Source organism: Pectobacterium aroidearum, assembly GCF_041228105.1.
GTDB classification, from domain to species: domain Bacteria; phylum Pseudomonadota; class Gammaproteobacteria; order Enterobacterales; family Enterobacteriaceae; genus Pectobacterium; species Pectobacterium aroidearum.
In genome coordinates this window covers 549,702-576,174 of the sequence record NZ_CP166097.1, presented here as the reverse complement: position 1 = coordinate 576,174, position 26,473 = coordinate 549,702, and the positions used below count along the sequence as shown (strand labels likewise).

20 protein-coding genes and 2 tRNA genes are annotated in these 26,473 nt (G+C 52.6%); 6 read left to right on the top strand and 16 right to left on the bottom strand.

Going from position 1 to position 26,473, the window contains the following annotated elements:
- Nucleotides 1-19: 19 nt before the first annotated feature.
- From AB8809_RS02565 to AB8809_RS02535, 7 genes are all read right to left on the bottom strand, one after another.
- Nucleotides 20-1,498: a hypothetical protein gene (locus tag AB8809_RS02565; protein WP_349854707.1), complete on the bottom strand. Its 1,479-nt coding sequence runs from the start codon at nt 1,496-1,498 to the stop codon at nt 20-22.
- Nucleotides 1,499-1,719: 221 nt separating this feature from the next.
- Nucleotides 1,720-2,646 carry a D-2-hydroxyacid dehydrogenase gene (locus AB8809_RS02560; RefSeq protein ID WP_181830262.1) on the bottom strand — a complete coding sequence of 309 codons (927 nt, stop codon included), beginning with the start codon at nt 2,644-2,646 and terminating at the stop codon, nt 1,720-1,722.
- A gap of 68 nt (nt 2,647-2,714) precedes the next feature.
- Nucleotides 2,715-4,421, bottom strand: coding sequence for a DUF6138 family protein (locus tag AB8809_RS02555; protein WP_349854710.1), 1,707 nt, complete (start codon nt 4,419-4,421; stop codon nt 2,715-2,717).
- Nucleotides 4,422-4,485: 64 nt separating this feature from the next.
- Nucleotides 4,486-6,543, bottom strand: coding sequence for a DUF2207 domain-containing protein (locus tag AB8809_RS02550; protein WP_349854712.1), 2,058 nt, complete (start codon nt 6,541-6,543; stop codon nt 4,486-4,488).
- Between the two features lie 4 nt (nt 6,544-6,547).
- Nucleotides 6,548-7,090 carry a LemA family protein gene (locus AB8809_RS02545; RefSeq protein WP_349854714.1) on the bottom strand — a complete coding sequence of 181 codons (543 nt, stop codon included), beginning with the start codon at nt 7,088-7,090 and terminating at the stop codon, nt 6,548-6,550.
- Nucleotides 7,091-7,298: 208 nt separating this feature from the next.
- Nucleotides 7,299-8,348 carry an NAD(P)-dependent alcohol dehydrogenase gene (locus tag AB8809_RS02540; protein ID WP_015841868.1) on the bottom strand — a complete coding sequence of 350 codons (1,050 nt, stop codon included), beginning with the start codon at nt 8,346-8,348 and terminating at the stop codon, nt 7,299-7,301.
- Nucleotides 8,349-8,704: 356 nt separating this feature from the next.
- Entirely contained in the window at nt 8,705-9,322 is a 618-nt protein-coding gene (locus AB8809_RS02535; protein ID WP_015841869.1) for a LysE family translocator, read from the bottom strand.
- A gap of 251 nt (nt 9,323-9,573) precedes the next feature.
- Between AB8809_RS02535 and AB8809_RS02530 the strand changes: the two genes are divergently transcribed.
- Together AB8809_RS02530 and AB8809_RS02525 are read left to right on the top strand one after the other, a co-directional pair.
- Nucleotides 9,574-10,458, top strand: a complete 885-nt coding sequence (locus AB8809_RS02530) for a LysR substrate-binding domain-containing protein (RefSeq protein ID WP_349854717.1) — start codon at nt 9,574-9,576, stop codon at nt 10,456-10,458.
- A gap of 18 nt (nt 10,459-10,476) precedes the next feature.
- Nucleotides 10,477-11,643 (top strand): MFS transporter, encoded by a 1,167-nt coding sequence (locus AB8809_RS02525; RefSeq protein ID WP_349854719.1) that lies wholly within the window; start codon nt 10,477-10,479, stop codon nt 11,641-11,643.
- A gap of 70 nt (nt 11,644-11,713) precedes the next feature.
- On the opposite strand, the gene AB8809_RS02520 is transcribed toward AB8809_RS02525, so the two are convergent.
- From AB8809_RS02520 to AB8809_RS02510, 3 genes are read right to left on the bottom strand one after another with little or no spacing between them, the layout of a single operon-like run.
- The gene (locus tag AB8809_RS02520) at nt 11,714-12,532 is read right to left on the bottom strand and encodes an ABC transporter ATP-binding protein (protein ID WP_015841872.1); all 819 of its coding nucleotides are present in this window, start codon (nt 12,530-12,532) and stop codon (nt 11,714-11,716) included.
- Nucleotides 12,529-13,293, bottom strand: a complete 765-nt coding sequence (locus tag AB8809_RS02515) for an ABC transporter permease (RefSeq protein WP_015841873.1) — start codon at nt 13,291-13,293, stop codon at nt 12,529-12,531. The genes AB8809_RS02520 and AB8809_RS02515 overlap by 4 nt, the downstream gene beginning before the upstream one ends.
- Before the next feature lie 15 nt (nt 13,294-13,308).
- A complete protein-coding gene (locus AB8809_RS02510) occupies nt 13,309-14,328 on the bottom strand; it encodes an ABC transporter substrate-binding protein (RefSeq protein ID WP_349854722.1) in 1,020 nt (339 codons plus the stop codon).
- Between the two features lie 336 nt (nt 14,329-14,664).
- On the opposite strand from AB8809_RS02510, the gene AB8809_RS02505 reads away from it, so the two are divergent.
- Complete coding sequence (locus AB8809_RS02505; protein ID WP_349854724.1) at nt 14,665-16,323, top strand: DUF1963 domain-containing protein; 1,659 nt, start codon at nt 14,665-14,667, stop codon at nt 16,321-16,323.
- 99 nt (nt 16,324-16,422) lie between these two features.
- Here the strand turns inward: AB8809_RS02505 and AB8809_RS02500 are convergent, their stop codons facing one another.
- The 6 genes from AB8809_RS02500 to orn all read right to left on the bottom strand — a co-directional run bounded on the left by AB8809_RS02500 (nt 16,423) and on the right by orn (nt 20,643).
- Nucleotides 16,423-17,118 carry a YjjG family noncanonical pyrimidine nucleotidase gene (locus tag AB8809_RS02500; protein WP_015841876.1) on the bottom strand — a complete coding sequence of 232 codons (696 nt, stop codon included), beginning with the start codon at nt 17,116-17,118 and terminating at the stop codon, nt 16,423-16,425.
- A complete protein-coding gene (locus AB8809_RS02495) occupies nt 17,115-18,347 on the bottom strand; it encodes an MFS transporter (protein WP_182101140.1) in 1,233 nt (410 codons plus the stop codon). Before AB8809_RS02495 ends, AB8809_RS02500 begins: the two co-directional genes overlap by 4 nt.
- A gap of 248 nt (nt 18,348-18,595) precedes the next feature.
- A complete protein-coding gene (locus tag AB8809_RS02490) occupies nt 18,596-19,141 on the bottom strand; it encodes a hypothetical protein (protein ID WP_349854730.1) in 546 nt (181 codons plus the stop codon).
- Nucleotides 19,142-19,641: 500 nt separating this feature from the next.
- Nucleotides 19,642-19,717 (bottom strand) — tRNA-Gly (locus AB8809_RS02485).
- Between the two features lie 76 nt (nt 19,718-19,793).
- Nucleotides 19,794-19,869: transfer RNA gene (locus AB8809_RS02480), tRNA-Gly, on the bottom strand.
- A 231-nt stretch (nt 19,870-20,100) separates the two neighbouring features.
- Nucleotides 20,101-20,643, bottom strand: coding sequence for an oligoribonuclease (gene orn / locus AB8809_RS02475; protein ID WP_015841879.1), 543 nt, complete (start codon nt 20,641-20,643; stop codon nt 20,101-20,103).
- A gap of 183 nt (nt 20,644-20,826) precedes the next feature.
- Here orn and rsgA point away from each other — a divergent pair, with 183 nt between their 5' ends.
- The 3 genes from rsgA (at nt 20,827) to mscM (ending at nt 26,428) form a co-directional block, all read left to right on the top strand.
- Nucleotides 20,827-21,876: a small ribosomal subunit biogenesis GTPase RsgA gene (gene rsgA / locus AB8809_RS02470; protein ID WP_015841880.1), complete on the top strand. Its 1,050-nt coding sequence runs from the start codon at nt 20,827-20,829 to the stop codon at nt 21,874-21,876.
- Nucleotides 21,877-22,020: 144 nt separating this feature from the next.
- Complete coding sequence (gene asd, locus AB8809_RS02465) at nt 22,021-23,049, top strand: archaetidylserine decarboxylase (protein WP_349854733.1); 1,029 nt, start codon at nt 22,021-22,023, stop codon at nt 23,047-23,049.
- Nucleotides 23,050-23,104: 55 nt separating this feature from the next.
- Nucleotides 23,105-26,428: a miniconductance mechanosensitive channel MscM gene (mscM, locus tag AB8809_RS02460; protein ID WP_300995406.1), complete on the top strand. Its 3,324-nt coding sequence runs from the start codon at nt 23,105-23,107 to the stop codon at nt 26,426-26,428.
- Nucleotides 26,429-26,473 lie beyond the last annotated feature (45 nt).

The following is a 26,473-nucleotide window of genomic DNA, read 5'->3' as shown; positions in this document are numbered from 1 at the left end:
TTTCACTTGCTCATGCGTATCAGGATTTCACACTTTTCAGCAAGGTTTGCTTACAAATGTGCCCGAAGGTGACGTGAGTGACATTATTTCCGCCTACACCAACACCGCTCTGAGCCGGGACTTCAATACGCCATGCACCCACATCGTAGGTTGTTCTCCACGTATTAATATAACCCTGGCTGTAGTCTTGGAACTGTGTCGTGTAATCAGCATAACAGTTATCCAATTTCACAGACCCGGAAGCCTTGCCGTTTGCATCCGTTATTATTCCGTGAGCGTTGGCAGCATTAAACTCTAACTCACCATTGTTTTCTCGTTGGTCGAGTATAAGAATTGCCACAATATTTGGAATACCCGCTCCGGTGGAATCCGCCATCGTCACACCCCAGGTCACATCCCGATAGGCTTGCGTGGTCATAAAACCATAAGCTGTCGGCGCAGAACTAGGGATACGCAGAACGGTGCTTTCCCCTGACACAGAATGGCTAAACTGAACAATTTTGGAGCCCAAAGTTAGCTTATATTTCTGAGAAACGGTCGGTAATTTTGATGGATTAGGCAGCACTCTCACCAAAACTTTCTCATTCGGCTGAGATGGAATGATAGTAATATCCTGTCCGGTATTACGGGTTGTCCAGGTATTACCCCCATCGGAGGAAGACGCCAGTAACCAGTTGTTATTGGTGCCGCTCGTCACGCCATTAAAGCGAAGTAAAACATGCTGGCCACGGGTTGCAGTAAATACATAATAATCCGCATCAGAATCGCTATCAGAGTTAGCCTCGACTTCCCTCAAACTATCAGACATAGGGGTGGCCAGAGAAGGAATATCATTTAGCTCATAGTCATCAACATTCGTATTAACGATAGCGCCAAAATTAAAACCGGAGCCATCAGCCGTATTGGCTTCCATAAACCAGTAATAGTGTCCCGGCGGAGTTAAATCTAACGTAGCTTCATCAGCATTTCCCGCTTGATTTGAATAATTAATTGCCGTCACATTATTTTGGCCATCATCGCGCATCAAGCTGAGTGCAATATCTGTTTCAGGACTCATGCCTACGACGAAAGCGGTTGTTTTAGAACGCTGAGTAATTTCAAAGTGATAACAGGCGCTACCTCCACTTTGCAGCCCATCCAGCGTATAAATTGAATTTACAGCAAGGGTGGGGCACAAAGGGGTGAACGTGGCGTCATTAGCAAGAGCTTGGGTGCTTGATAACGATTTCTTTTGTGCGCTTTTTGCATCAGTCTGCGCAGTTGATGCATTAGGGGAAATAACGACAACGCCCTCATTTTCCGCTTTGTGAAATTTATAATTACTTGCAGCATGTGCTTGTATACTGCTGGGCGCATTAAAGGCAGAAACCGTACCTTTCTTTTGCAATTTCCCTATATCCTTAACTTCGACAGAAACGCTGGTTTCAGCAAGCGCAGAGCTCATACAGAATGCCAGTCCTGCTGCCGCAAGACATAAATTCAAACGATGATATTTCATCCCAAGATTTCCTTATTTTTGAGTATTCTCAAATAGAACGCAGACTTATTATTTAAAAATTAACTAATATTGATTCTTAGCGAGAGTAGTATTACACCGACACGCGATATAATCTCAATAAATTTTTACAAAAATATTTAAAATGAAACTTTTTAAATGAGTTAATTGAAATTATATCAATAACAATTAACTCATTAATTTATAATTCGCCAAGTAATTATTTAATATTCGCGATTAAAATCCACCTCGCCACGCAGCGTATTATCAGCATGAAAGCGAGCGAGATTATCCAGAAATAAGCGTCCCATTAGTCCCGGCACCATCGGCCCGGCAATGTGCGCCGTCAATGTCAGGTTCGGCGTGTTCCAGAACGGGTGGCTGTACGGCAACGGCTCTTGCCTGAATACATCCAGCACGGCTCCCGCAATTTGTCCGTCACGCAGCGCCGCTTGTAAATCATCATCCACCACGGCACTACCACGCCCGACATTAATAAACAGCGCCGAAGGCTTCATCGCTGCAAACAAACGGGCATCATAGATATCGGTGGTGGCCGACGTATCAGGAAGAAGGTTGATGACATAATCGGCTGTCGGCATCGCGGCGGGTAGCTCTGCTAAGCTCATGACCCGTTTAAAATCAGGTCGCTGCCTTGGCGTGCTGACGATGCCGTATAACTCGACGCCAAAAGGCCGTAGAAAGCCCGCAACCTCGCAGCCAATCTCTCCCGCACCGACAATCAGCACCTTCTTATCCGCCAGCGATCCAGGTAAACGGTGATCCCAACGCCGTTCTTCCTGACTGGCTTGCCGTTCCCCCAGACGTAGCTCATGCCTGAGCATATAGGCAATCACATATTCGGCTATCGGCTGTCCAAACACGCCGACGGCGCGGCTTAGACGGTAATCACGCGGCAACCCTTCAGCCAGCAGCGGCTTGAACCCTGCCCACGTAGACTGTAGCCACGTTGGTTTAGCCCCTTGAGCCAGCAATGCCGCAGCGGTATCCGGTTCACCCAGCCAGATCGGACAGCTCGCCGCCTGCTCCGCCGTGCCGTTTGATAGCACCAACTCAAGCTCCGGCGCATTATGATTTAAGACAGAGCCGATCTCATCGGCACGCGAGTCCAGCAGCAGAATAGCGGTCATAAGCACGTTCCTTAGCAGGGTAAGGCACCCGCGGCCTTACCCTGTGATTGTCGTCATTACGTTTAAGATTACGCCGAAGCCTGAATGAGCGACGTTAATAACGCGCCGCGCTTCGCTTCCGATTTTTTCACCAGTGCGGCGAGTTTCTTGGTATTGCCCCAGATGAGATACACAATATGTTCGATCACCGCAGGCTCCTGCGCCCGTACCGCTTCGACCAGTTGTTCGAACAGCACATCATCCTCTAGCGCAGGTAACATATTCAGTTTTAGGCTTTCTGTCGCATGGCTCAGGCAGGCAATCAGCGTCGCCACGTTCTGCGTCGTCACGCCATGCTTATCGAAAAACGCACGAATGAAGCCATCCTGTACCGATTGATGTTCATCATCCACGTTTTCCATATACGCTTTTACGAGCGGGAAATACGCGGCATCGGCCAGACCCAGCCCAAATACCGCATAGCTTCCCGGCATACAGCACTTCTCACCTTCCGAATCGGCATACCATTCAAATTGCTCAATCGCTGCACGAGCATAATCCTCAAGAAACGGGTAGTTCGAGGCATACTGCAACGCGTTAGCAAAAAAGCGATGAGTATCTGACTTTGCCAGCCCCTTGATGGGGAGGTACTGTCGCACCGACGATTTCAGGACGATCTTGTAACTCTTTGGGAAGCCGAGCGCCAGTAAACGCGTCATGAAGCTCAGCGCCTGCTCATACGCTTCAGCGCTTTCCTTACGAATACGAATCGTGATGGTAGAAAACACGTCATTCGCCACGCATTCAACCCAGTCATTCTTCAGGTTAATCTGCTGTTGCTCAAACGTACCGCTTCCCTCTTCCATCATGCTGATTGCTCGTGGATAACCCAACTGCTTCGCGATATCCAGATATTCCAGCGCCTGAGATTTACTGTAGGAAGGTTCATAACGCAGGATCATGACTGCCGCATAGAGCACGAGTTCTACGGGGTGAAGCATTTGTGAATCCTGCCAATCCAAACTGATTCCGGGTTTAAGGGTATAGCTTACCGGTTGAAAGGACTGCTTAGGCTGGGACACGTCGCAATACCGCAACAGAAATTGCGGCTCTACCCACTTTTTTAATGCGCCGATAATATTGCGTCGATGCTCTGATAATTCAGCACTCCCTGCGTTTCGCTGCTGAATGCGCTCAAACTGAGTCATGATCCAGCGGATATCCTGCGAGGGAAAGAGCTGTACATCAAGCAGGTGGCGAGCCAAAAAGAAGGTTTGCAGCTGCTCCGTCGGCGCATTGCCATGCGTAAGGTATCGATCGATATAGTCATGAATAGACGCCAGCAGCCGCTGCTTTTTCACCTCATTGGTGAATGTAAACAGCGTAATCAGCAGGCGGCCTTCGGTTGCCGGAAATACAGCCCGAAAACAGAATCGATAGTCAATTAGCGCCGTATCGGCCAGTTTCTCAACACGCTGCGCGATAGCCTGCGTCAGCGCCGGAACCACCTCTTCCTGTATTTGCGTGACGCTCAGCGCCCCTTTGCGACTGCCGGGAGATACCCCGTCGGCATCACGCTTCGATTCCGGGGATATCGACGTGCGGCCCGGCGCATAATCCAGCATCACATCGTGATGGATGCCCGCTTGCAATGTTGTGCGCGATATAATCTCATCAAGCCCGTCCCTTTGCTCCTGCGTATCAAACCATTTGTTGATTGCTGTCAGCGCTTCATCCCGCATACGTAACTCGTCTTGTGATGGAACCTCGGTTTCGTTTACATGCTTATCCATCATTTTTCTCTTTTCCCTTGTTCATCGCAGATGAAATGTTGCCCCAACGCACAGTGCTTGATGATGTTTACCACCCGCCGCCTCCACCGCCGCCGGAACCGCCCCCCGACGAACCTCCGCCGGAAGAACCCGAACCACTGGAACTGCCGCCTCCTCCGCCAGAACCGGAGTTCACCACCGTCCTTGACGAGGCGCTACACGCGCTGTTGAACTGGGAAATACCGTCCCACTGCGTACTGGAGAACACGTCGGAAACCATTTGGTGACGCTTCAGATACTGGGCAAACGTATTGGCCCAGGTTTCCCCCACGCCCAACGCCAGCGCATAAGGCAGCATGCGTTCAAAATGCGTCACTCGCTCATCGGGCGGATACAACGTTTCATAACGACGCTCTTCTGCGGCGCGCAGATACAGCATCATCCCTTTGGCTACGGCCAGACCATTCAATCCTTTCTGGGTATGACGCGGGACGATGCAGAAGAAACCCAGACACAGTAACAGGCTTACCGATAAGGCCCCCCGATAGTCAGTCGGCAGCAGGGATGATGTCAGTAAGCGCAACAGCGAAAGGCCAAAAGGTAGCGTGAAGAGGAAACCCGCCAACACCATAAAGAGCGAGACTTTGCTTTTCTCGCTATTGCGTAGCAACGCAGAATAGCGTGAATATTTCAGTAACTTGAAACACAGCAGCGTACTGAACAGCAGAAAAGGCAGGCAGAAAATCGTGCTCATCGCCGCTCTAAGGTCAAAGAACAGACCGTACAGCACAGGAACCAGCAGGGTCAGGGCGATGCCCGACCTCACCGCGCCGGAAATCGATAAAAACAGCGTCGGGTGCATTTTTTCATAATGCGCCTTCTGCGCCTTGCGCGCCTTCTGCATCGGCACCGAACGCATACTGGTTTCTGTAATATCCAGTTTCTTCATCTTGCCGGGAAACAAAGTGCTAAGGAGCTGTTTATCCTCAGAGGTCAGCTTCATGGATTCGCTTTCAGGTAAGCGAGTGAGCCACTGCTCTTCTCGCCTCTGCGTCATACCACTTCGGCTTTTTCTCGGCTTATGGATGACTTTTGTCAGTGCAATCGCACGCTTAGCAACCAGATCCAAGATATCGCTGGAGAAAGCCACATTATCGTAGGTTCGTTGACAGAGGTAGCGTACATAGCCGGGATAAACGCCATCGGGAACGCTATACAACGGCACGACTGCGGGTTTCGTTAAGCAAAGGGGGGTTATATGCTTACTCCACCAAAACAGGTAGTAAACCACGATCAGAAAGGGAGGAAACCACAGTATCCCACTTTTCAGCGTGGGCGAGAGCCAATGCCCCAGCAGCGAGTCTTCCTGCGGTGCGGAGGCGGATGCCAGAATACTCCGCGGCCAGGTGTAGGCGACCGTCACCCCTTCCCCCGGATGCAGCGGCGCGAGCGTCTCGATGCTGCCATCTGCCAGAATACGGGCATTATCACCTTTCCTGCCCACCGGACCGGTATAGACATCAATCGATTGCAGGCGGGTATCTTTGCCGCGGGTAGAGAGAAACGCGGCTTGATCCGGCAGGTTCAGGCGAAAACGCACCTGATTTATGGGGTAACTCCAGCCATTGCCCGTGACGTTCCAATACAGCTCATCCCAGTCAGGAAAGCGGCTGAAATGGTTACTCACCTGATACTGAATACGGTAGCGGTGAACACCGGGTTGCAGTTGGCGATCGGCGCTGCCAATCAGTATCTTAATCTGCTCGCCCGTGTCATCAATGCTGTAGCGTTCAGGTTCTCCCTCCCGCAGCACCTGTTTAATCTGGTACGCCAGCCGGAACGTACTGCCGTCCTGCCGATGCCAGACCACCGGTAGCGTGCGGAAAATTCCTCGCTTGATCTGCTCTCCGGTCGACTGCACCTGAATGGTCTCATCCACCAGCATGGTGCCATCTGTCTGGAAATGGGCCTGCGAATCAAACAGCAAAATACGTTCGTCCGCCACCCGAAGAGAAGCCGCTGTTCCCGGCGCAGCGCTAACACCGGGGATAAACGTATTATCCAGCGCGTTTGCCTGAACCAGAGCGCTCCAGCAGAGTAAAACCAGACAGCCGCAACGACGCAGCGCCTCCTTCCACTTTGCCATCACGTCACTCCATCCGCGGAACGTCACCCTCTGCGGGGTTCTCCAGTTCAAAGAACGTTTCGGTTTTAAACTGGAACAGGTTGGCAATGAGCAGGCTGGGGAAGGATTCCACCTGAATATTGAAATCCCGCACCGTGGCATTGAAATAACGGCGCGACATCTGAAGTTGCTCTTCAATTTCAGAGAGCGATTGCTGCAAGGCGAGGAAGTTTTGGTTGGCTTTCAGGTCAGGGTAAGCTTCCGCCAGCGCAAAAAAACGCCCCAGCGTTCCTGAGTATTCCCGTTCATTCTGAGCAATTTGGCGCGTGCTGCCAGTCTGGTTGGTGCGCTGACGGGAAATGGCTTCCAGCAGATCGTTTTCGTGCTGCGCGTAGCGCTTAACCAACGTCAGAAGATTGGGGGCCAAATCATGGCGGCGCTTCAGCTGTACCGCAATGCCGCTCCAGGCTTCATCTTTAAAACGTCGCAGAGATATCAACCGGTTGTAGGTAAAAATCGCCCAGACCACCACCAAACCAACCAGAGCTAAACCAAGATAAATTTCCATTTTAAACTGTCTTTTCGCTGTAATAGGGAAGGAAAATCAACGTGTTGGTGTAACAGTGAACAGTACCGACGAATAGTACCGCATCCCGACGTCTTTGGTGACAGGAAATTACGATGGTGTGGTTTTTATCAGCGTGCTGAGGGTGTGATAAATCAGTGAATGGCTGTCCCACAGCACCAGAAAGCGAATGCTGTGGGACAGAGGCCAATCAGGCGTTCAGCGTGGCGTTATCAATGACGAAGCGGTATTTCACATCGCCTTTGAGCATCCGCTCATAGGCCTCATTGATTTCGTCGGCGCGGATCAGCTCGATATCGGAGACGATCCCGTGCTCGGCACAGAAATCCAGCATTTCCTGCGTTTCAGGAATGCCGCCAATCATCGATCCCGCCACCGTACGGCGTTTCATGATCAGGTTGAACACGTTAGGAGAAGGATGCGGTGATGCAGGCGCACCGACCAGCGTTAATGCACCATCGCGTTTCAACAGCACCAGAAACGCATCCAAATCATGCGGTGCGGCAACGGTATTCAGGATTAAATCGAAGCTGCTCGCGTGCGCCGCCATTTCCTCAGCATTACGGGAAACCACGACCTCGTTTGCGCCCAGCGCCTTCGCATCTTCACGTTTCGATTCAGACGTGGTGAACGCCACAACATAGGCACCCATGGCATGCGCCAGCTTGATCCCCATGTGGCCAAGCCCGCCGATACCCACCACGCCAACCTTCTTACCCGGCCCGGCATTCCAGTGGCGCAGCGGCGAATAGGTGGTAATCCCCGCACATAGCAGAGGGGCGACAGCAGCCAGTTCCGCCTCAGGATGACGAACACGCAGCACATAACGTTCATGTACGACGATCTGCTGGGAATAGCCGCCGAACGTCCAACCCGGCTCATCCGTTGTCTTGCCGTTATACGTGCCGACCATACCATCGCAGTAATTTTCTAAGCCATCATCGCACTCTTCACAGTGACGACAGCTGTCCACAATGCAACCAATCCCCACCAGATCGCCAGCCTTGAAGCCAGTGACATGTGCCCCTACCGCAGACACTCGCCCGACAATTTCATGGCCGGGCACGCAGGGAAACTGCGTTCCTGCCCATTCGGCACGTACCTGATGCAGGTCCGAGTGGCAGATACCACAGTACGCAATCTCAATCTGAACATCGTGAGCTCCCGGCTCACGGCGGACAATCTGCAACGACTCAAGAGGTTTATCGCCCGCATGGGCTCCATATGCGTGTACAAGCATGACTCTTTCCTTTTCTGTTGAGAAACCAATTATGTTGAGAAATTGATGGCGTTGAGAAACCGATGACGTTGAAAAACACGCTATACCCTAAATAATTCGAGTTGCGTGACAAAACGTTAGCGTTTTGAACAACGCTCTGCATTGACCCTTTAGGGCGAGGCTCAGAGATGAGCCGAGTATTGTCAACGCACAAGCAGCTTGAAGTATGACGGGTATATTTTCCTCAATTCCCCCAGCAAACAGGTATAGCATTCCGCTTGTTTTCTTGCCTAATTCTCCATTTTTTATTTATATCCGCACGATGCCGCTCAGGAGCGCGACGTATGACAGGCGGCGTTATTCACCGCCGTCATTCCTCACAGGGTAATTTTGGTCAATGCCAGAGAAGCACCTAACGCCATCAGTGCAACGCCGATACCTTTGTCGACCAGACGTTGCTTGTCGAGCAGCCGGCGACGCATAGCCGGTGCGGCAAAAAACAGCGCTACAATGCTGAACCAGACCCAGTGCGCCACCGACATGAATAATCCGTAGCCAACGTTATGGCTCATTGGGCTACCGGGCTGTACGATCTGGGTGTAGGTGGCGACGACAAACAGCATGGTTTTCGGGTTAAGCGCATTGGTGAGAAAGCCCATACGAAACGCGGCAAGCGCTGATGGCGCATGACCGGACGCCTCCTCTACGGTTATTTTTGTCGTATTGGTTAACGACTTGTACCCCAGATAAATCAGATATGACGCCCCCAGAATCTTCATCGCCATAAATAGTATTGGGGAGCTGACAATGAATACCGCGATGCCAAAAACGGTATACATCACATGAATCTGGACGCCGCAGGCAATGCCAAACGCGCTGATTAACCCGGCGCGTAAACCAAAGGCATAGCTGTTGCGGGTCACCATGGCAAAATCAGGCCCCGGACTGATCACCGCCAAAATGGTGATTGTCGCGACAGCAATTAACTCATTCATTAACGTTTTCCTTGTTCGGCAAGCCATCTTTTTTCACGATGATTTTGCACAGATAGGTGAAAAATCGGCTAAAAGGGGAAGGCAAAGATGACTGACGTAATACGGCTATCAACGATGCCAAACCACGATAAATCCTAACTATTTAGGCAATTACACCTCTTATCGTCTGAGGACGGTTTGATTATTCAGCGTTTGCATGTGGCAAAAAAGCGATTTATCTTGGTGTAAATCTGTCAAATTTCATCACATATATGAAACTTCCCTCGTTAGCCTCTTTTCGCTTCTTTGAAGCAGCCGCACAAACCGGTAGCTTTGTTAAAGCCGCCGAGTCCCTGCATGTCACGCACGGTGCTGTCAGCAGGCAGATCAGATTGCTGGAAGAAGCGCTGGGGGTTGAGCTGTTTGAACGACGCAACCGGGCGATCTTTTTGAATGCGGCAGGCCGCTCTTTGCATACGGTCACGCAGTCCGTTTTTGAACAGCTCGAGGGCGCGGTATATCGACTCCAGCAGAGTGCGCAGGATGACGTGCTGACGCTGTCATGCGAGCCGACGATTGCCATGAAATGGCTGATTCCACGGCTACCGGCGTTTAATCAGGCAAATCCCGATATCAAACTTCATTTGGTTGCGGCAGGCGGGCCGATTGATTTTGTGCGTAGTGGCGTTGACCTCGCCCTGCGGCGTGACGATTTTCACTGGGATCCGCAAACACATGGCGTAAAGGTATGTGACGAGTGGATGGGGCCGGTGAGCCGCGACAAAGCCGAGCGCAAAAACAGTCTGGAAGGGATGCGTTTGCTCTATACCGGAACGCGACCGAAAGCGTGGGCAACCTGGCAACGGCAGACGCACGTGTCCATCAAAGGCAGCACCAGAGCGGACTACGAGCACTTCTATCTGTGTATTCAGGCGGCAGTCTCGGGGCTGGGCATGGCAATGGCATCCTTCCTGATGGTGCAGGACGAGATTGCGAACGGACAGTTGCATGCCCCTTACGGATTTGCGCAGGATGGTTCTGCGTATTATCTGCTGTCGCCCGTCCCTCTTGAGCAAAATGAGAAGTACGTACGATTTCATACCTGGCTAACGCAGGAAGTTTCCACCTGCCTTTCCGGGGTTGAGGACGCTTGTTAAACCCGCATTGGAAAGACAATGACAGCACATTCCCGTGAAACCAATTTCACGACACTGAATATGATTATCGCCGCCTCGCTTGTGGGGTTGGTAACAGGGTACACCCTGCCGTTGATCAGCCTGAAACTGGCGGAGCATGGGCACAGCACGGCAACGCTCGGCGTTCTGGCTGCCCTTCCAGCGGCCGGGATGATGCTCTCTTCTTTCGTTACGCCGTGGCTCAGCCGCCACCTGCAAGCCAGCTATCTGCTCTCCGGCAGCCTGATTATTCTGGCGGCATCAACTATTGCCTCATTCCTGCTGTCACACCCTGTTTCCCTCATTTTACCCCGCCTGCTAACCGGGCTTGCTTCGGGAGTTCTGGTAGTACTGGGAGAAACCTGGGTCACCAGCCGGGCTTCAGACAAACACAAAGCGACGCTAACGGGGCTGTATGCTGCCGTTTTCACAGGGTGTCAGTTGATAGGACCGCTGCTTATTGCCGCTGGCGAGCACATGCAAACCTATGCTCTGTGGCTGATTTGTGGCATCTCCGCCGCCTGTGCGTTCATGCTGAGGAACTGTGCCACGATGGTTCAGGCAGAGGAATCGTCCTCGGCATCTTATCGGGATTTGATCCCTTTTCTTCCGGCCATCGCCTCTGGCGTGCTCTGCTTTTCCTTCTTCGATGCCAGCATCCTTTCGCTCTTTCCGCTTTACGGCATGGAACAGGGCTTAGATGAAAAATCCGCGATCTTATTGGTTACGCTCATCTTTCTGGGCGACGCCGTATTTCAGACGCCGATTGGCTGGCTGGCAGACAAATGTGGCATCATCAGAACCCACATCGGCTGCGGCATCCTTTTCTGTGTGATGCTGGTATTGATCACCTTCTCGTTTTCCTCCCCTACACTTCTGGTTCCCGTCTGTATCACACTGGGTGCCGCCGCAGGCGGTCTTTACACGCTGTCTCTGGTTCGCGCGGGTCAGCGGTTTGCTGGTCAGCGACTGATCGTGATGAATTCCCTTCTGGGGCTGGTGTGGTCTGCGGGCAGTATCAGCGGGCCACTGTTCTCCGGTGCCGCCATTACGTTCTATGGCTACGACGGTCTGATCGCCATCTTGCTGTTAACTGGCGTGCTGTTTGTCGGTATACAGGGCGTATTAAGAAAAGCACGCGTCTCGCGTTCGCTGGGGGAAGAGTAAACGTAGGCATCAGGTTCACTAAGCCCGCTACAGCCTGGTGAACCTGAAAGGGATACGACAGAAAGGTCGCTTATGCGGCCATTTCGCGTTTGAACACCTCCAGCGTGTGCGCCTTGACGCGAATGAACTCAGGATCGCTCATCGCCTCCGCACCGCGTGGACGCGCTAAATCAAACGGAACAATCTCCGACACCGTCGTGGGTCGACGCGTCAGCAGCAGAATTTCATCCGCCAAAAACACCGCATCCTCCAAATCGTGTGACACGATGACCATCGTCACGCCAGTCGCCAGTTGAACCTCTTGCAGCTTGTCGCGGATGAACAGCGTCATTTCAAAATCCAGCGCGGAGAACGGCTCATCCAAAAACATCACTTCCGGCCCCGTCGCCAGCGCACGCATGATACACACGGTCTGCTGCTGCCCGCCCGAAAGCTCATACGGATAGCGTTGAAGATCGAAACGAATGTCAAACATCGCGATCAGTTCGTCCATCCGCGCCTGAACGTCTTGCTGCCGCATGCCGCTACGCACCAGCGGATAAGCAATATTCTTCCAGGCGCTCATCCAGGGAAAAAGCGCATCACGATAGTTTTGAAACACATAGCCAATTCTGGTTTCCGCCAGCGTTTTACCATCAAACAGGATATCGCCGCTATCAACGGGAATCAGCCCGGCAATCATGTTCATCAGCGTCGATTTACCACAGCCGTTCGGCCCGAAAATCGACACGATCTTGCCGCGGGGCAAATCCAGATTCAGATCGGTATAGAGCGGCTGACCTGCAAACGACTTGTTCAAGCCACGAATAGTGACGTGGGTATTCGGTGCCGGATAAGGCGGCAGCGCGGTATCCGGTTTTTCCACTTGCGCGTTATGAGGTGTCATCATGCTTTGCCACTCCAGTGAACAATTCGTTTTTCTACGATAAGAAACAGCACATTAAGCAGATATCCCAGTGCGCCCGTAATCAGGATAGAGGCGTACATATCCCGGATGTTGAACACCTGCTGTGCATCGATGATGCGATGCCCCAGCCCAGTTTCCGAGCCAATAAACATCTCCGCGACAATCACAATCACCAACGCCATCGACACACCGGTACGCAAGCCGACAAAAGTTTGCGCCAGACTTTCCAGCAGCATGATGTCTTTAAAAATATGCCAGCGAGAGATCCCCATGACCTGTGCCGCCATCAGACGGGTTTTCTTCGCATTCATCACGCCATAGGCGCTGTTGAACAGAATCACCAGTACGGCCGCAAAGGCCGAAATGGCAATTTTATTCGCGTCGGTTATCCCGAAAATCAGCAAGAATAGCGGAATCAGCGCTGACGATGGCGTAGATCGGAAGAAATCGATCAGAAACTCCAGGCTACGGTAGATCTTTTCATTGCTGCCGAGAATAACGCCGAGCGGCACGCCAATCAGTGCCGCAAAGCCAAATGCGGCGAGCGTACGGTATAGCGTCGCGCCGATATCCGTACGCATGCTGGCATCCGCGAAAGACTGGAACATATAGCTCAACGTGTCGACCGGCGACGGTAATAAAATGGGGTTCAGCCATTTCGCGCTGACCGCCAACTGCCAAAAGAGAAACAGCAGAATCGGACCGACAGCGGGTAATAATTTAGACGTCCAGTGCTGGCGCATAATCAAACATCTCCCTTAAGGCTGATAAATCAGGCTGCTGACATCTACCGGCTGCCGGAAGATTTTTCTTTCGGTGAACACATCATAAAACTTCTGGAACCACGCCAGATTGTCGCCTTTTAGTTCGTCATACATGACAAACCCCGGCAGCGGCACCTCTTTACTCAGCTCGGCTTCAATGCTGGTGTACCCGGTAATGTGCTCGCGCGCCGCTTCTGGGTTCTGCTGAATAAACTGCACTGATTTGGCATAGGCCTGCGTGAAGGTTTTCGCCTCTGCCGCTCGGCTTTCGATAAAACCGCTATTCAATGCGGCCGCACCGCCAAACCACGGTGCATCAGGGTTACCAAGCACATAGCGTGAGATCACCCCGGTTTCCAGCGTACGCGACAGCCCTTTCAGGCGGCCCACCGTCCCCGTGGGTTCCAGCGTATAAACACCGTCAATCTGACCGGCGGCCAGCGCCGCCGCATGCTGCCCGACCGGCAATTCGGTCACGCGCAGTTCATCCGCCGTAAAGCCGTTTTTCTCCAGAATGATTTTGGTCATCACCACATTCTGAATACCCGGCCCACAGGCGATACGTTTGCCCTTCAACTCCGCGATACTTTTTACATTGCTGTTCAACGGCACCAGAAATTCATCCAATACCATCTGATGATTTGACGGGTTCGAGCAAATGATCTTGAACAAGCCGGGTGAGGTAATCTCGCCTAATCCCAATGCGCCGGTGGCCGTACCGTTGGCACACCCGTGTATACGTCCTGTAATCATCCCCTCGACAATCTGTTGCGGGCTGGCGAATTTCACCGCTCGCACATTCAACCCTGCTTCTTTGAAAAAACCGCGTTCAACACCCACGTATAAAGGCAAACCGCCCACAATCGGCCAGTAGCCAATGCGGATTTCTTCACTTTCGGCAGCAAAAGCCATGCCCGGCAGCAGGCTGCTCAGCGTCAGCGCACCTGCGCTAACCGCTGACCACTTCATTAATTGCCTGCGTTTACGATCGATCTTGTCATTGTTATTTTTCATTGTGTTCCCCCTTCAACGGTGAGCTAACAACAGCTGATCATCACCAGCCTGAAAAAACCGATCAGGTCGATTGCCTGAGTCGCGCCATCTTGTACACAAGACGGTATATAAGACTAAGCACAGGCCGTGCCATGTTTATCAGCGCCAAAAAAACCAGCAAATACGCTGTTCCAGTGGCGTTAGCGCACCAAAAAAAGGCAAAACGTTACAAAAATGCATTACGAGTGATGCAGAGTGACTCGGCCATCAGCACATCGCCTTCTTGCTGAGGCAGACAAATGTGGCATCATAAAAACCCCATCAGAGGCGATATTCTTTTCTACGTTAGGGACTGTCATGCCAATCATGCACACGGATGTTTTATCCATCGATTTTCCCTCACATTTCACGTCCATTGAGCAGATAGGGCAAGGGGCACTCGGCCAGTACGCCACTGACGACGGCGTCGTTGCGCTAAACATTTACCCGGTGAGTGGGGAACTGCTGTATGAAGTAGAAACGGGGCAAGCAGAGCGATATCGCGCTTTCTGCGGTAAAAGCTATGGCAAACTCACCTGGCTTGAGGAAAAGACGTTAACCCTCGAAAACGACAGCGCATTGTTAATGACGGCTGAAGGGATTTACGGCTTCGCCTACCTGTTTGCGTTTATCCGCTTAACGGACACGGTTTGCCTTTTCGCTGGGGGATACTGCCCGCAGGATCGGCGACAAGAACATTTCAAAACCCTAGAAACCGCGCTGCGCAGCCTGCGGATTGTCACCACAACCCCAGAGATGGCATTGAGCCGCCATCGAAAAGCATTAGGGGAAGAAGAAGCAGGAGCCAGCGCAATTCCAGAAAACAAGGTAGAAATCAAGCAGGGAAAGACAGCCGAGACGCCAACCTTTCCTCCTGTACCCATAGATCCAGCCTTGCACCCGCTGCTGGCGGAACATTCTCAGTTACGGCGGCACCTTGTGGATGCGCTGCTCTCAGCGGATACCATCACCCCCATAGCCCATGCGGTGGCTGGCACATTACGCAGCAGCGTCGATTTCTATCATGGCGCCGAGGACGACCAGACTGTGCTGGGCCATCATCGGCTGGGCGGCATGCCGGATTTACCTGTCGATATCCCCTATCCTTGTGTCAACGTTGCTGAAGACACCTTGCTCGAATATGAAGAGTGCTGGGAAGAAAGTGAAGATGGAAAAGATATTTGTATCTTCCCTTGGGATGACGCCACACAAACTTACCGTGTACCGCTGGAATTTATTGCGCAGCTAGACTGCCGCGCTTTAGCTCCGTTACAGGACTATCTGCCGCGCGAGGGAACCCTATTCTTCTTTCTGGAATGCGGAAGCAGCCCTGTAACAACCAGAGGGAAAGTCATCTATGTGCAGGATGCCGCACGCCTGTGCAACGGCGTGCGCTTTGCCGACCTGGCCTTCAATGACGAAAAGACACTCGGGCAAAAAACCGCCTTTCAACTGCATCCGAGAACCAGCGTCGCCGTCCCCAGCTTTTACGCATTGCGTCAGAACCCCCATCTTGACGCCCTATTGTGCTCACGTCTGAGTCAGGAACAGCAGGCAGCATTGCATGATGATGCGTATGACGATGCGCTGTCCCGTCTTGGCTGCGCACAATATTACGCCTGGCAGTTACGACAACTGGGGGCATTTAATCTGTTACCTAATAGGAAAGCGACGGAAGAGCAACTCGTCTGGATGATCGAAAAGGAGATGCTGCCATCGGACTTTCCGCCTGATGACCCGTTGCCTGAATATCAGGGCATTGCCCGAGTCAACGGCTGTGGCTTTAGCCAGCATGAATTGCCAGAGTTGCAGGCAGCACAGCAATTGGGCGGCGAAGCACAGGACTGGCTGGTGCTGTTTCAGGTCTGTCTGGACGGACAATTTCAGTGGGATGACGGTACGCTGAATTTCATCATCCATCGTACCGACCTTGCAGCCCTATGCTTTGACCGCGTATTTCTGGTCTGCGATTACTGAAGATGTTGCCAAAGCTAAGTGGGCAATCTTGATAAGCGCGCCGACAATCCACCGCGAATTAGTCGTGGTGGATTGTCGGCGACGCGGTTTTATATTGGCTTAAGACTTAGCGCTGAGCTGCGTGAACACATCCTGTAGCGTTGCGGCCTCGTAGGTCGGCGCGATGTCCGAATCGTTGGCGGCTCCGCCAGCATTGAACCAGCAGCTATCGATACCGTAGAGGTTCGCCCCCAGAATATCGGCATCAAGCCTGTCGCCCACGATGATCGCCTCGGCTTTTTTGAATGAGCTGAATTTGCTGGCGGAGAACTCGAAGAAGCGCGCATCCGGCTTGGCGAACCCGCAAGCTTCAGAGGTCGCGACAAACGTCAGCCAGTCCGCCAGACCCGAGTTCGCCACCCGCTGCGCCTGCACATACTCAATGCCGTTGGTAATAATGCCAACCTCGCCGATCTCGGCAAGCGCTTCGCATAGCTGCACCGCGCCATCCACCAGCACCACGGTTTCAGGCAGGCACTCCAGATAGCGGTTGCTCGCCTTGTGTGGATCGATATCAATGCCATGAAGCGAGAAAGTGCGACGGAATCGTTCTACTTTCAGGAAATCCTTGGTGATTCCCCCCTTCTCAAACTCGCTCCATAGCTGGGAATTCTCGCGCTGATAGTCTGCAAACAGGCTCGTATTTTCAATATCGACACCAAGATTGGTCAGCGTACGCGCGAACGAAAGACGCTCAGAGGCTTTGAAGTCCAACAGCGTATCGTCAAGGTCAAACAGGAAATGGCGGTATTTCATAAATGTTGGTTACTCGAAATCAAGGAATCACTTTTGGTGGAGACGGACTGCGCGGGCTTCGCAGCCGTCAGCGCGCGGTTAACGCCCAGAATCACAACAAGGAAGGAGAGCGTCAATAGCCCAATCATCACCCACGGAAACGCGCTCGCCCCTGCGCTGCTGAGGAGCAATCCTCCGATAACGCCCCCCGTGGCCACGGCCGTGTTCCACGATGTGGTAGACATCGACTGTGCGACATCCACGGCATCAGAGGAAAGGTGAGTCATGGCCGTTTGCGTGACGACAGAGAATCCCCCAAAAGAGATGCCCCACATAAAGACAGCCAGAAACAGAATGAGCAGTACATCGGACCAAAGACCCAGAAGGAGCATCGCCGCAGCGAACAAAAGCACCTCGGCAGGGCCGAGACGCTTGAGGTTACCATCGACGATAATGCCTGACAGCACAAGGCCAAACACCGCCCCCGCCCCGAAGATGAACAGCACGCCGTTGAGCCAGTCCCCCATAGCGGAAGCTACGAGGAAAGGTTCGATGTAAATATACAGAATGTTGTGCGTGACGATGTAGGTGAGAATCAGCGCCAGCGTCGCCCCAACGCCGCGCTTGGAAGCAACCTGAGGCAGCGATAACCGCTTATCTGCCGATTCCCCTGGGAAGTCGGGAGCGAAAAGCGCAATCCAGACAACAAGGAGCACCGCAATCGCCGATACTAATCCAAATGCGCCCTGCCAGCCGATCGCTGACCCAAGAAGGCCGCCAATCGGTACACCAAGCACCAGCGCAGCCGTAGACCCCGCGCCGACAATGGCGATGGCGCGCCCGAGTAACCATCTGGGAACCATACGGGAGGCGTACCCGGCAAGCATCGACCAGACCACACCACCGAACAAGCCAGCAACAAAGCGGGCCGCCAGCGATAAAATGTAGTTATCTGAAACGGCAGTCACCGCATTCACGACGGCAAATCCGCTAATCGCGATGAGCAGCAGAGGTTTACGCCGCATACCGCGCGTCAGCGCCGTCGCGGGAATCGCCGATAACAGCGCTCCCAGAGCAAACGCGGTAATGAACTGGCCGGCCAGACTTTCCGAGACAGTAAGACCCGTCGCAATCGAACTGAGAAGCCCTGCTGGCATGATCTCAGTCAGTAAGGTCAGAAACGCCGCTGTCGCAAGCGCGAGGAGCTTTAACACGGGGAGAGACGGGGTTTGGATTCGATTTGCACTCAAAATGATTATTCACCTGTAACACGGAACTGTCGTGGCACTCTGAATTTTGCCACCTGAACAGAGATGATATCACTACATCCGTATACAAACAGGTAACATGATGCGCTGCCTCACTGGCGCCTTCAGGAGGAAAGGTTCTCTGATGCAATGAAGCTTCCTGGCCAACCACTAAATAACAGCCTGAGCTATACACATAGCCGTAAATTGCAGGTGATTACCTGCAATTTACGGTAGAAAATAAAAAATGACTATTTCTTCATTTCAAGGCTTTTCATTGCCTCTTTGCTTAACCCGTGCGTTGAACTGCTAATAACACAGTTATACGTTTCACTTTCATTAATAACCATAAAAGTGCTCACCGGGTTTTTCATTTTTTTATCAACAGAGAAAATAATATAAGCATTGGGTAAGGAACTAGGTTTAAATGCACCAAATGAGTAGCTATCAGCTAAACCGAGAGGGGATAAATCGGCCGTTAATTCCATGGGTTGTGTACTGTGTGGCGAAGGGAACATGGATTTTGCCGACATCATCATCGACTGGGTATCGATGTTATATTCTGTTGTCACTTTCATGCCGACGTATTTGGATTCAGGCATATTCAGCTGCTTCTCACACATCGCATCGTGCTGCGGGCTAGGCGTCCCATTTTGCAGGACAGCGTGAATATGTTTTAATTCAACTTGTTCTTTTCCGGTATGTGCTTTTGCCGTGTCATCAGCCTGAGCAACACCGCTCATCACTAAAGCCGCCGTCGCTACAACATGTAAAATAGTGCTATTCATTGCTTTCATTCTTCCATCCTCTTTTATCTGTAGGGATAACCATATGATCCATGATAACAACCCGTTATTTATTAAATAAATAACCGGAGTGACTCATGGAATTTAAATGATATTTCCCAGATAGAATTGAATAGAAAAATCACTAAAAAATAACAACACTAATCATTTTAGATGATGTGATTTTTATAAATGCATTCTGGTTATAAACATAGTCAAATTTTGATATTACGTCAAAATCCAATCCACGCAGAGAATAAAATATAAAAATAAATCAGAATAAATATAACCAAGCTAAGTATTTAATAAAATAATTAATCTACAATATCAACGGTAAAGGCACAGCTCGAACGCACTGCTAACGGCGTTCATCGAGTAGAACAACGGTGTATGTCGCCAGACAAGGAAGCGACTCAGCGTACCAACGGTATCGTTGCACAATGGAAAAAGAGTGAACAGATTGTAGAAAAAACAAGGAAACTGATGATGTAAAAAAAGAGAGACTAAAAGATTGGAGCGGGAAACGAGACTCGAACTCGCGACCCCGACCTTGGCAAGGTCGTGCTCTACCAACTGAGCTATTCCCGCATATCGGACAGACATTAACAGGCGTTACGTCTGATTACTGCACACTGCCTGTATGGTGACAAACAGTGATAAAACTTGGAGCGGGAAACGAGACTCGAACTCGCGACCCCGACCTTGGCAAGGTCGTGCTCTACCAACTGAGCTATTCCCGCCCGGGAAATCTTCATACGATGTTGAAGTTCTTTAGTAGAAATTCTTCATCGGTATGGGGTGCGCATTATACGAGAAATCCGTTTAACCGCAAGCCCCCCAAATGAAAAATCGTCTGACTGCTGATAAAAAAAACAATATGTTGATAAAATAGACATGCGTCGACAAAACAGACGTTGTGGCGTAAATAGCAGAGGTTCGCTGCACATCACGCCCTACCCGTCTTGCTTCATCTACAGCCGCAGAAAATTCTCACGGTAATAAGCCAGCTCTGCCAGTGATTCGCGAATGTCGTCCATCGCCTGATGCGTACCTTGTTTCTTAAAGCCCGTCAGGATTTCCGGTTTCCAGCGTCGCGCCAGCTCTTTGAGCGTGCTGACATCCAGGTAGCGGTAGTGGAAGTAAGCTTCCAGCTCCGGCATATAGCGGAACAGGAAGCGGCGATCCTGACCGATGCTGTTGCCGCAGATTGGCGATTTACCCGCCGGCACCCATTTTTGTAGAAACGCCAGCGTTTCCAGCTCGGCTGCACGTTCATCCGTGGTACTCGCTTTAACGCGATCTGTCAGGCCGCTGGCGCCGTGTGTGCGCACATTCCAGTCATCCATCAGCGCCAGTTGGCTATCAGACTGGTGCACCGCCAGTACCGGTCCTTCAGCCAAAACATTCAGATTGGCATCCGTCACCAGCGTTGCGATCTCAATAATGCGATCGCGCTCCGGGTTCAAACCGGTCATTTCGAGATCGATCCAGATCAGGTTATTTTCATCTACCATCGTGGGTGTTCCTGTTGCATTGTGCCCTGTCGTCGATACAAGGATAACAGTATCAATCCCAGTGCTGATACCGACAAGGTGGTATCAGTTAATTAAAATCAAATAGGGTGTATTATAGTCGGTTGAAACGCGACGGGCGATAACGCACTGCCGCAAACGATAAATCGTATTAAGTGAGGCTCAGTGAGCAAAAAGAAACTGTCGAAAGGTCAGCAGCGTCGGGTTAGCGCAAACCACCAGCGCCGCCTGAAAAAAACGGAAAGCAAAGTCGAATGGGAAGATAGCCAACTGGGCGACGCACAGGAAGGCATTATCATCAGCCGATTCGGTATGCACGCCGATGTGGAAGCCACCGATGGCGTGGTGCACCGCTGCAACATTCGTCGGACCCTTTCATCGCTGGTTACTGGCGACCGCGTCGTCTGGCGCCCAGGCCATGAATCGCTCGCCGGCATCAGCGGGATCGTGGAGGCCGTTCACCCCCGTCATTCCGTCCTGACGCGTCCTGACTATTACGATGGTATTAAACCGATCGCTGCGAATATCGATCAGATCGTGATCGTTTCCGCGATCTTGCCTGAACTGTCGCTGAACATTATCGATCGCTATCTGGTCGCTTGCGAAACGCTGGAGATCGAACCGCTGATCGTGCTGAACAAAATCGATCTGCTGGATGACGAATCCCGCCAGTTTGTTGATAAATTGATGGATATCTACCGTGCGCTCAATTATCGCGTGCTGATGGTGTCTAGCCATACTCAACAGGGTATCCCTGAACTGGAACAGGCGCTCACCGACCGTATCAGTATTTTCGCTGGACAATCAGGCGTCGGGAAATCCAGCCTGCTTAACGCGCTGCTCGCACTGGATGAAGAACGCATTCTGGTAAATGAGGTTTCCGATAACTCAGGATTGGGGCAGCACACAACCACCGCTTCCCGGCTTTACCACTTCCCGCACGGCGGCGACGTCATCGATTCTCCGGGCGTGCGTGAATTTGGCCTGTGGCATCTGGAACCCGAACAGGTGACGCGTGGTTTCATCGAGCTACGCCAATATATCGGCTCGTGTAAGTTCCGCGACTGTAAACATGAAAACGATCCGGGTTGCGCCATTAACGCCGCACTTGATCGCGGAGAGATTGCCGTAGAGCGCTATGATAACTATCACCGGATTCTGGAAAGCATGGCGCAAGTAAAAACGCGTAAAGGCTTTTCGGATACAGATAACTGACATTTATCATGACCATCGTTACAATGCGCCCCCTTTGAGAGTTAACGAATCCGCTGACTCTCTTTCTGGGCTACCGCTGGCAACGTCAGGCGTGTTTCCCAGACTGTTTGTTTTATGGCGCACTATTAATCCAAGAGGCTCACAGTGCTGGATAATATCAAAATCAAACTACAGTATTGGCTTCCCAAGATCTGGCTGACCCGCTTAGCGGGCTGGGGAGCAAATAAGCGTGCGGGAAAACTCACCAAGCTGGTGATCGATCTGTTTGTCCGCCAATACAACGTCAACATGCAGGAAGCGCAGCAGTCGGATACCGCATCCTATCGCACGTTTAACGAATTTTTCGTTCGCCCTCTGCGCCCAGGCGTTCGGCCTGTCGATCCTCATGCGCACCGTCTGGTGCAACCTGCTGACGGCGTGCTGTCGCAATTTGGTCCCATTACCGATGGCAAGCTGATTCAGGCGAAGCAGCACGACTACACGCTGGAAGCGCTGCTGGCCGGCAACTATATGATGGCCGATCTGTTCCGCGACGGCCTGTTTGCCACCATTTATCTTTCACCGCGCGATTATCACCGTCTCCACATGCCGTGCGACGGCGTGCTGCGCGAGATGATTTACGTGCCAGGCGACCTGTTCTCCGTCAATCTGCTGACGGCCGATAACGTGCCGAATCTGTTTGCGCGTAACGAACGCGTCATTTGTCTGTTTGATACGGAATTCGGCCCATTGGCACAAATTCTGGTCGGTGCAACCATTGTCGGTAGCATCGAAACCGTGTGGTCAGGCGTGGTGACGCCACCGCGTGAAGGCATCATCAAGCGCTGGACTTACCCGCAGGCGGGTGAAGAAGGTGCGGTCGTGCTGGCGAAAGGCGAGGAAATGGGTCGCTTCAAGCTGGGCTCAACCGTGATTAACCTGTTTGCCGCAGGCAATAATCTCCAGTTTGCCGCCCACCTAAATAACATGAGTGTGACCCGTATGGGTGAACCGTTTGCCGAAGTTCGTCAGGATGATCCAACGCCTGTCGTCTTCCCGGAAGGAACCGAGCTGGCAGCCAACGACGCCACACCGTCGCCTGTCGCAGCAGCGTCTGAACCTGTTCAGATTGAGGAACAAAATACTGCGTCTGACGCAACTGGCCAGACGGGTCACAAACCCGACGCGCCGTAAATAGCGTCCGACTTTAGTCGCTTGTAAAAGTGTTGTTTGTAATAAGGTAGCTAACGTGCGTCTGATTCTGACTTTTCTTCTGGGATGTTTATTATCAACTGCCACGTTGGCTGCCACTGCGCCCAATGAGGCGCAGTTACGCCAGCAGCTACAGCAGGCGGAGGCGAACAAAGGTGCAGCCGATCAGGCAAAGATCATTGAGGAATATCAGGCTGCACTGAACACCCTACAGGATCGCAAAGAGTCACTGGAGCGCGCCACACAGTATCAACGCGTTATTGATGACTTCCCCAAACTGGTTCAGGAGCTGCGGCGACAGCTTAATGCCGAAGACGGCAAACCTTCGTCCATTTCAGAAAGTCTCTCCAGTAACGATCTCGAACAACAGTTGCTGCAAACGAGCAGCCAATTGCTGGAACAGGCGCGCCAACTCCAGCAGGAACAAGATCGGCTGCGTGAGATCGGCGATTCACTGAGCCAGCTTCCGCAGCAGCAAACGGAAGCCAGCCGCATGCAAAGCGAGGCCGAGCGACGTATTCAGTCTCTCGGTACGCCCGCCACGCCGCTGGGGCAAGCACAGCTCGTCGCGCTTCAGGCCGAATCCGCACTGCGCAAAAGCCGGGTGGACGAACTGGAACTGGCGCAGCTTTCCGCCAGCAATCGTCAGGAGCTGTCCCGGCTACGCGTCGAGCTGTATAAGAAGCGTCACGACAGGCTGGATCTGCTGCAACAGGATTTACGCAGCCGGCTCAATAACCTGCGCCAGCGCGAGGCTGAGCAGGCATTAGAACGCACAGAACTTCTCGCTGAACAAAGTGGCGACTTACCCAGCGTCATCAGCAAGCAGCTACAGGTTAACCGCGAGCTCTCCGTCGCGCTGAACCAACAGGCGCAGCGGATGGACCTTATCGCCTCTCAACAGCGTCAGGCTGCCACGCACACCATTCAGGTTCGTCAGGCGCTGAGCACTATCCGCGAACAGGCACAGTGGCTCGGCGTCTCACCGATATTGGGAGAAACACTACGGGCGCAGATAGCGCGCCTGCCGGAAATGCCCAAGCCTCAGCTGCTGGATAGCGACATGGCGCAGCTGCGCGTACAGCGGCTGCACTTTGAAGACCTGATCAACAAGCCGCAGGATCTTGATAATGCCAAACAGGATAACGGCGATCCGTTGACCAGTGCGCAGCAGCGTATTCTGACCGATCAGATGCGTACTCAGCGTGACCTGCTAACCTCGCTGATCTCCGGCTGTGACTCACAGATACTCGAACTGACCAAACTCAAAGTCGCCAATAACCAATTAGCGGATGCATTGACCGAAACACGCGAAGCGGCCCACCGCGATCTGTTCTGGGTTGCGGATGTCGATCCTGTGACGTTCGCCTATCCGCTCAAACTGGTGCAAGATCTGACGCGTCTGCTGTCACTGGATACGCTGACGCAGTTGGGTAGCGCGCTGGTCATGATGGTGACTAGCCAGGAAACCGTGCTGCCGCTGTTGGGCGCGCTGCTGTTGGTAGGCTTCAGCATCAGCTCCCGTCGTCACTATCATGCGTTTATGGAGCGCGCCAGCAGCCGCGTCGGCAAGGTTACGCTCGATCACTTTATGCTGACGCTGCGTACCGTGTTCTGGTCCATCCTTACCGCTCTGCCGCTGCCGGTACTCTGGGCAGCGCTGGGCTACGGGCTGCAAAACGCCTGGCCTTATCCGATTGCCGTCGCCATCGGCGACAGCGTGACCGCCACTGTGCCGTTGATGTGGCTGGTGATGATCAGCGCCTCATTCGCGCACCCGCAGGGATTGTTCATTGTCCACTTCCGCTGGTCGCCGGAGCGCGTTGCCAGAGCGATGCGCTATTATCGCCTTTCCATCGCCTTTATCGTGCCGCTGATTATGGCGCTGATTACGTTCGATAAGCTCAACGATCGCGAGTTTTCCAGCACGCTGGGGCGGCTCTGTTTCATCCTTCTCTGTATGGCGTTGAGTCTGGTCACTACCGGGTTAAAACGCGCCGGTATCCCGCTGTATCTGGATAAAGAAGGCTCAGGGGAAAACTCCGTTAACCGTGCGATGTGGAATATCCTGATCGCCATGCCGCTCGTTGCCGCGCTGGCCTCCTGCATCGGCTATCTGGCGACCGCACAGGCGCTGCTGGCTCGTCTGGAAACCTCCGTCTCTATCTGGTTCTTCCTGCTGGTGGTTTACCATATTATTCGCCGCTGGATGCTGATTCAGCGACGCCGCATCGCCTTCGACCGCGCCAAACAGCGACGTTCGGAAATTCTGGCGCAGCGTGCCAAAGGTGAAGAAGACACACCGTCTGCGTCGTCCCATGAAAGCAGTTCGGAAGCGGTGGAAGAACCCGTCGTCGATCTGGACGCCATCAGCGCCAAATCGCTGCAGCTGGTGCGCTCCATTCTGACGCTGATTGCACTGGTTTCCGTTATCGCGCTGTGGTCGGAAATTCACTCCGCCTTCGCATTCCTGGAAAATATCAGCCTGTGGGATGTTTCCAGCACGGTCAAAGGTGTGGAGAGCGTACAGGCGATTACGCTGGGATCGGTGCTAATCGCCATTCTGATCTTCATTATCACCGCGCAGCTAGTGCGTAACCTGCCCGCCCTGCTGGAACTGGCGATCCTACAGCATCTCGATCTGTCGCCGGGTAGCGGCTACGCCATTACCACCATCAGCAAATATATTCTGATGCTGATCGGCTGTCTGATGGGGTTCTCGCTGATCGGGATTGAATGGTCGAAGCTGCAATGGCTAGTAGCCGCACTGGGTGTGGGACTCGGATTCGGCTTGCAGGAGATCTTCGCCAACTTTATCTCTGGCCTGATCATCCTATTTGAGAAACCGATCCGTATCGGCGATACCGTTACGATCCGCGATCTCACGGGTAGCGTCATGCGCATTAATACCCGCGCCACCACCATTTCCGACTGGGACCGCAAAGAGATCATCGTGCCAAACAAGGCATTTATTACCGAGCAGTTTATCAACTGGTCACTGTCGGATTCCGTCACACGTGTTGTGCTGACGGTGCCCGCTCCGGCGGACGCGAACAGCCAGGAAGTCACAGAACTGCTGATGGATGCGGTGAAGCGTTGTTCGCTGATTCTGGATACGCCAGAGCCTGAAGCCTTTCTGGTTGACCTGCAACAGGGGATTCAGATTTTCGAACTGCGCGTGTTCGCCGCTGAAATGGGGCACCGTATGCCGCTGCGCCATGAACTGCATCAGCTGATTCTGGAAAACTACCGCAAACACAATCTGGATCTTCCTTTCCCACCGTTCCAGGTAAGAATGGACAATCTGTCGCGCAGTGGAAGAACGCTGACGCCACGGCAGCGGACACCGGGCAGTTTATAAGAGGGGAAAATGGGCGGCGGCCAGAGGTGGCACCGCCCTTCATGA

Bases quoted from the DNA above. Each gene is read 5' to 3' on its own strand.
- AB8809_RS02565 (WP_349854707.1), bottom strand. From the start codon at position 1,498: ATGAAATATCATCGTTTGAATTTATGTCTTGCGGCAGCAGGACTGGCA.
- AB8809_RS02560 (WP_181830262.1), bottom strand. From the start codon at position 2,646: ATGACCGCTATTCTGCTGCTGGACTCGCGTGCCGATGAGATCGGCTCT.
- AB8809_RS02555 (WP_349854710.1), bottom strand. From the start codon at position 4,421: ATGATGGATAAGCATGTAAACGAAACCGAGGTTCCATCACAAGACGAG.
- AB8809_RS02550 (WP_349854712.1), bottom strand. From the start codon at position 6,543: ATGGCAAAGTGGAAGGAGGCGCTGCGTCGTTGCGGCTGTCTGGTTTTA.
- AB8809_RS02545 (WP_349854714.1), bottom strand. From the start codon at position 7,090: ATGGAAATTTATCTTGGTTTAGCTCTGGTTGGTTTGGTGGTGGTCTGG.
- AB8809_RS02540 (WP_015841868.1), bottom strand. From the start codon at position 8,348: ATGCTTGTACACGCATATGGAGCCCATGCGGGCGATAAACCTCTTGAG.
- AB8809_RS02535 (WP_015841869.1), bottom strand. From the start codon at position 9,322: ATGAATGAGTTAATTGCTGTCGCGACAATCACCATTTTGGCGGTGATC.
- AB8809_RS02530 (WP_349854717.1), top strand. From the start codon at position 9,574: ATGAAACTTCCCTCGTTAGCCTCTTTTCGCTTCTTTGAAGCAGCCGCA.
- AB8809_RS02525 (WP_349854719.1), top strand. From the start codon at position 10,477: ATGACAGCACATTCCCGTGAAACCAATTTCACGACACTGAATATGATT.
- AB8809_RS02520 (WP_015841872.1), bottom strand. From the start codon at position 12,532: ATGATGACACCTCATAACGCGCAAGTGGAAAAACCGGATACCGCGCTG.
- AB8809_RS02515 (WP_015841873.1), bottom strand. From the start codon at position 13,293: ATGCGCCAGCACTGGACGTCTAAATTATTACCCGCTGTCGGTCCGATT.
- AB8809_RS02510 (WP_349854722.1), bottom strand. From the start codon at position 14,328: ATGAAAAATAACAATGACAAGATCGATCGTAAACGCAGGCAATTAATG.
- AB8809_RS02505 (WP_349854724.1), top strand. From the start codon at position 14,665: ATGCCAATCATGCACACGGATGTTTTATCCATCGATTTTCCCTCACAT.
- AB8809_RS02500 (WP_015841876.1), bottom strand. From the start codon at position 17,118: ATGAAATACCGCCATTTCCTGTTTGACCTTGACGATACGCTGTTGGAC.
- AB8809_RS02490 (WP_349854730.1), bottom strand. From the start codon at position 19,141: ATGAAAGCAATGAATAGCACTATTTTACATGTTGTAGCGACGGCGGCT.
- orn (WP_015841879.1), bottom strand. From the start codon at position 20,643: ATGGTAGATGAAAATAACCTGATCTGGATCGATCTCGAAATGACCGGT.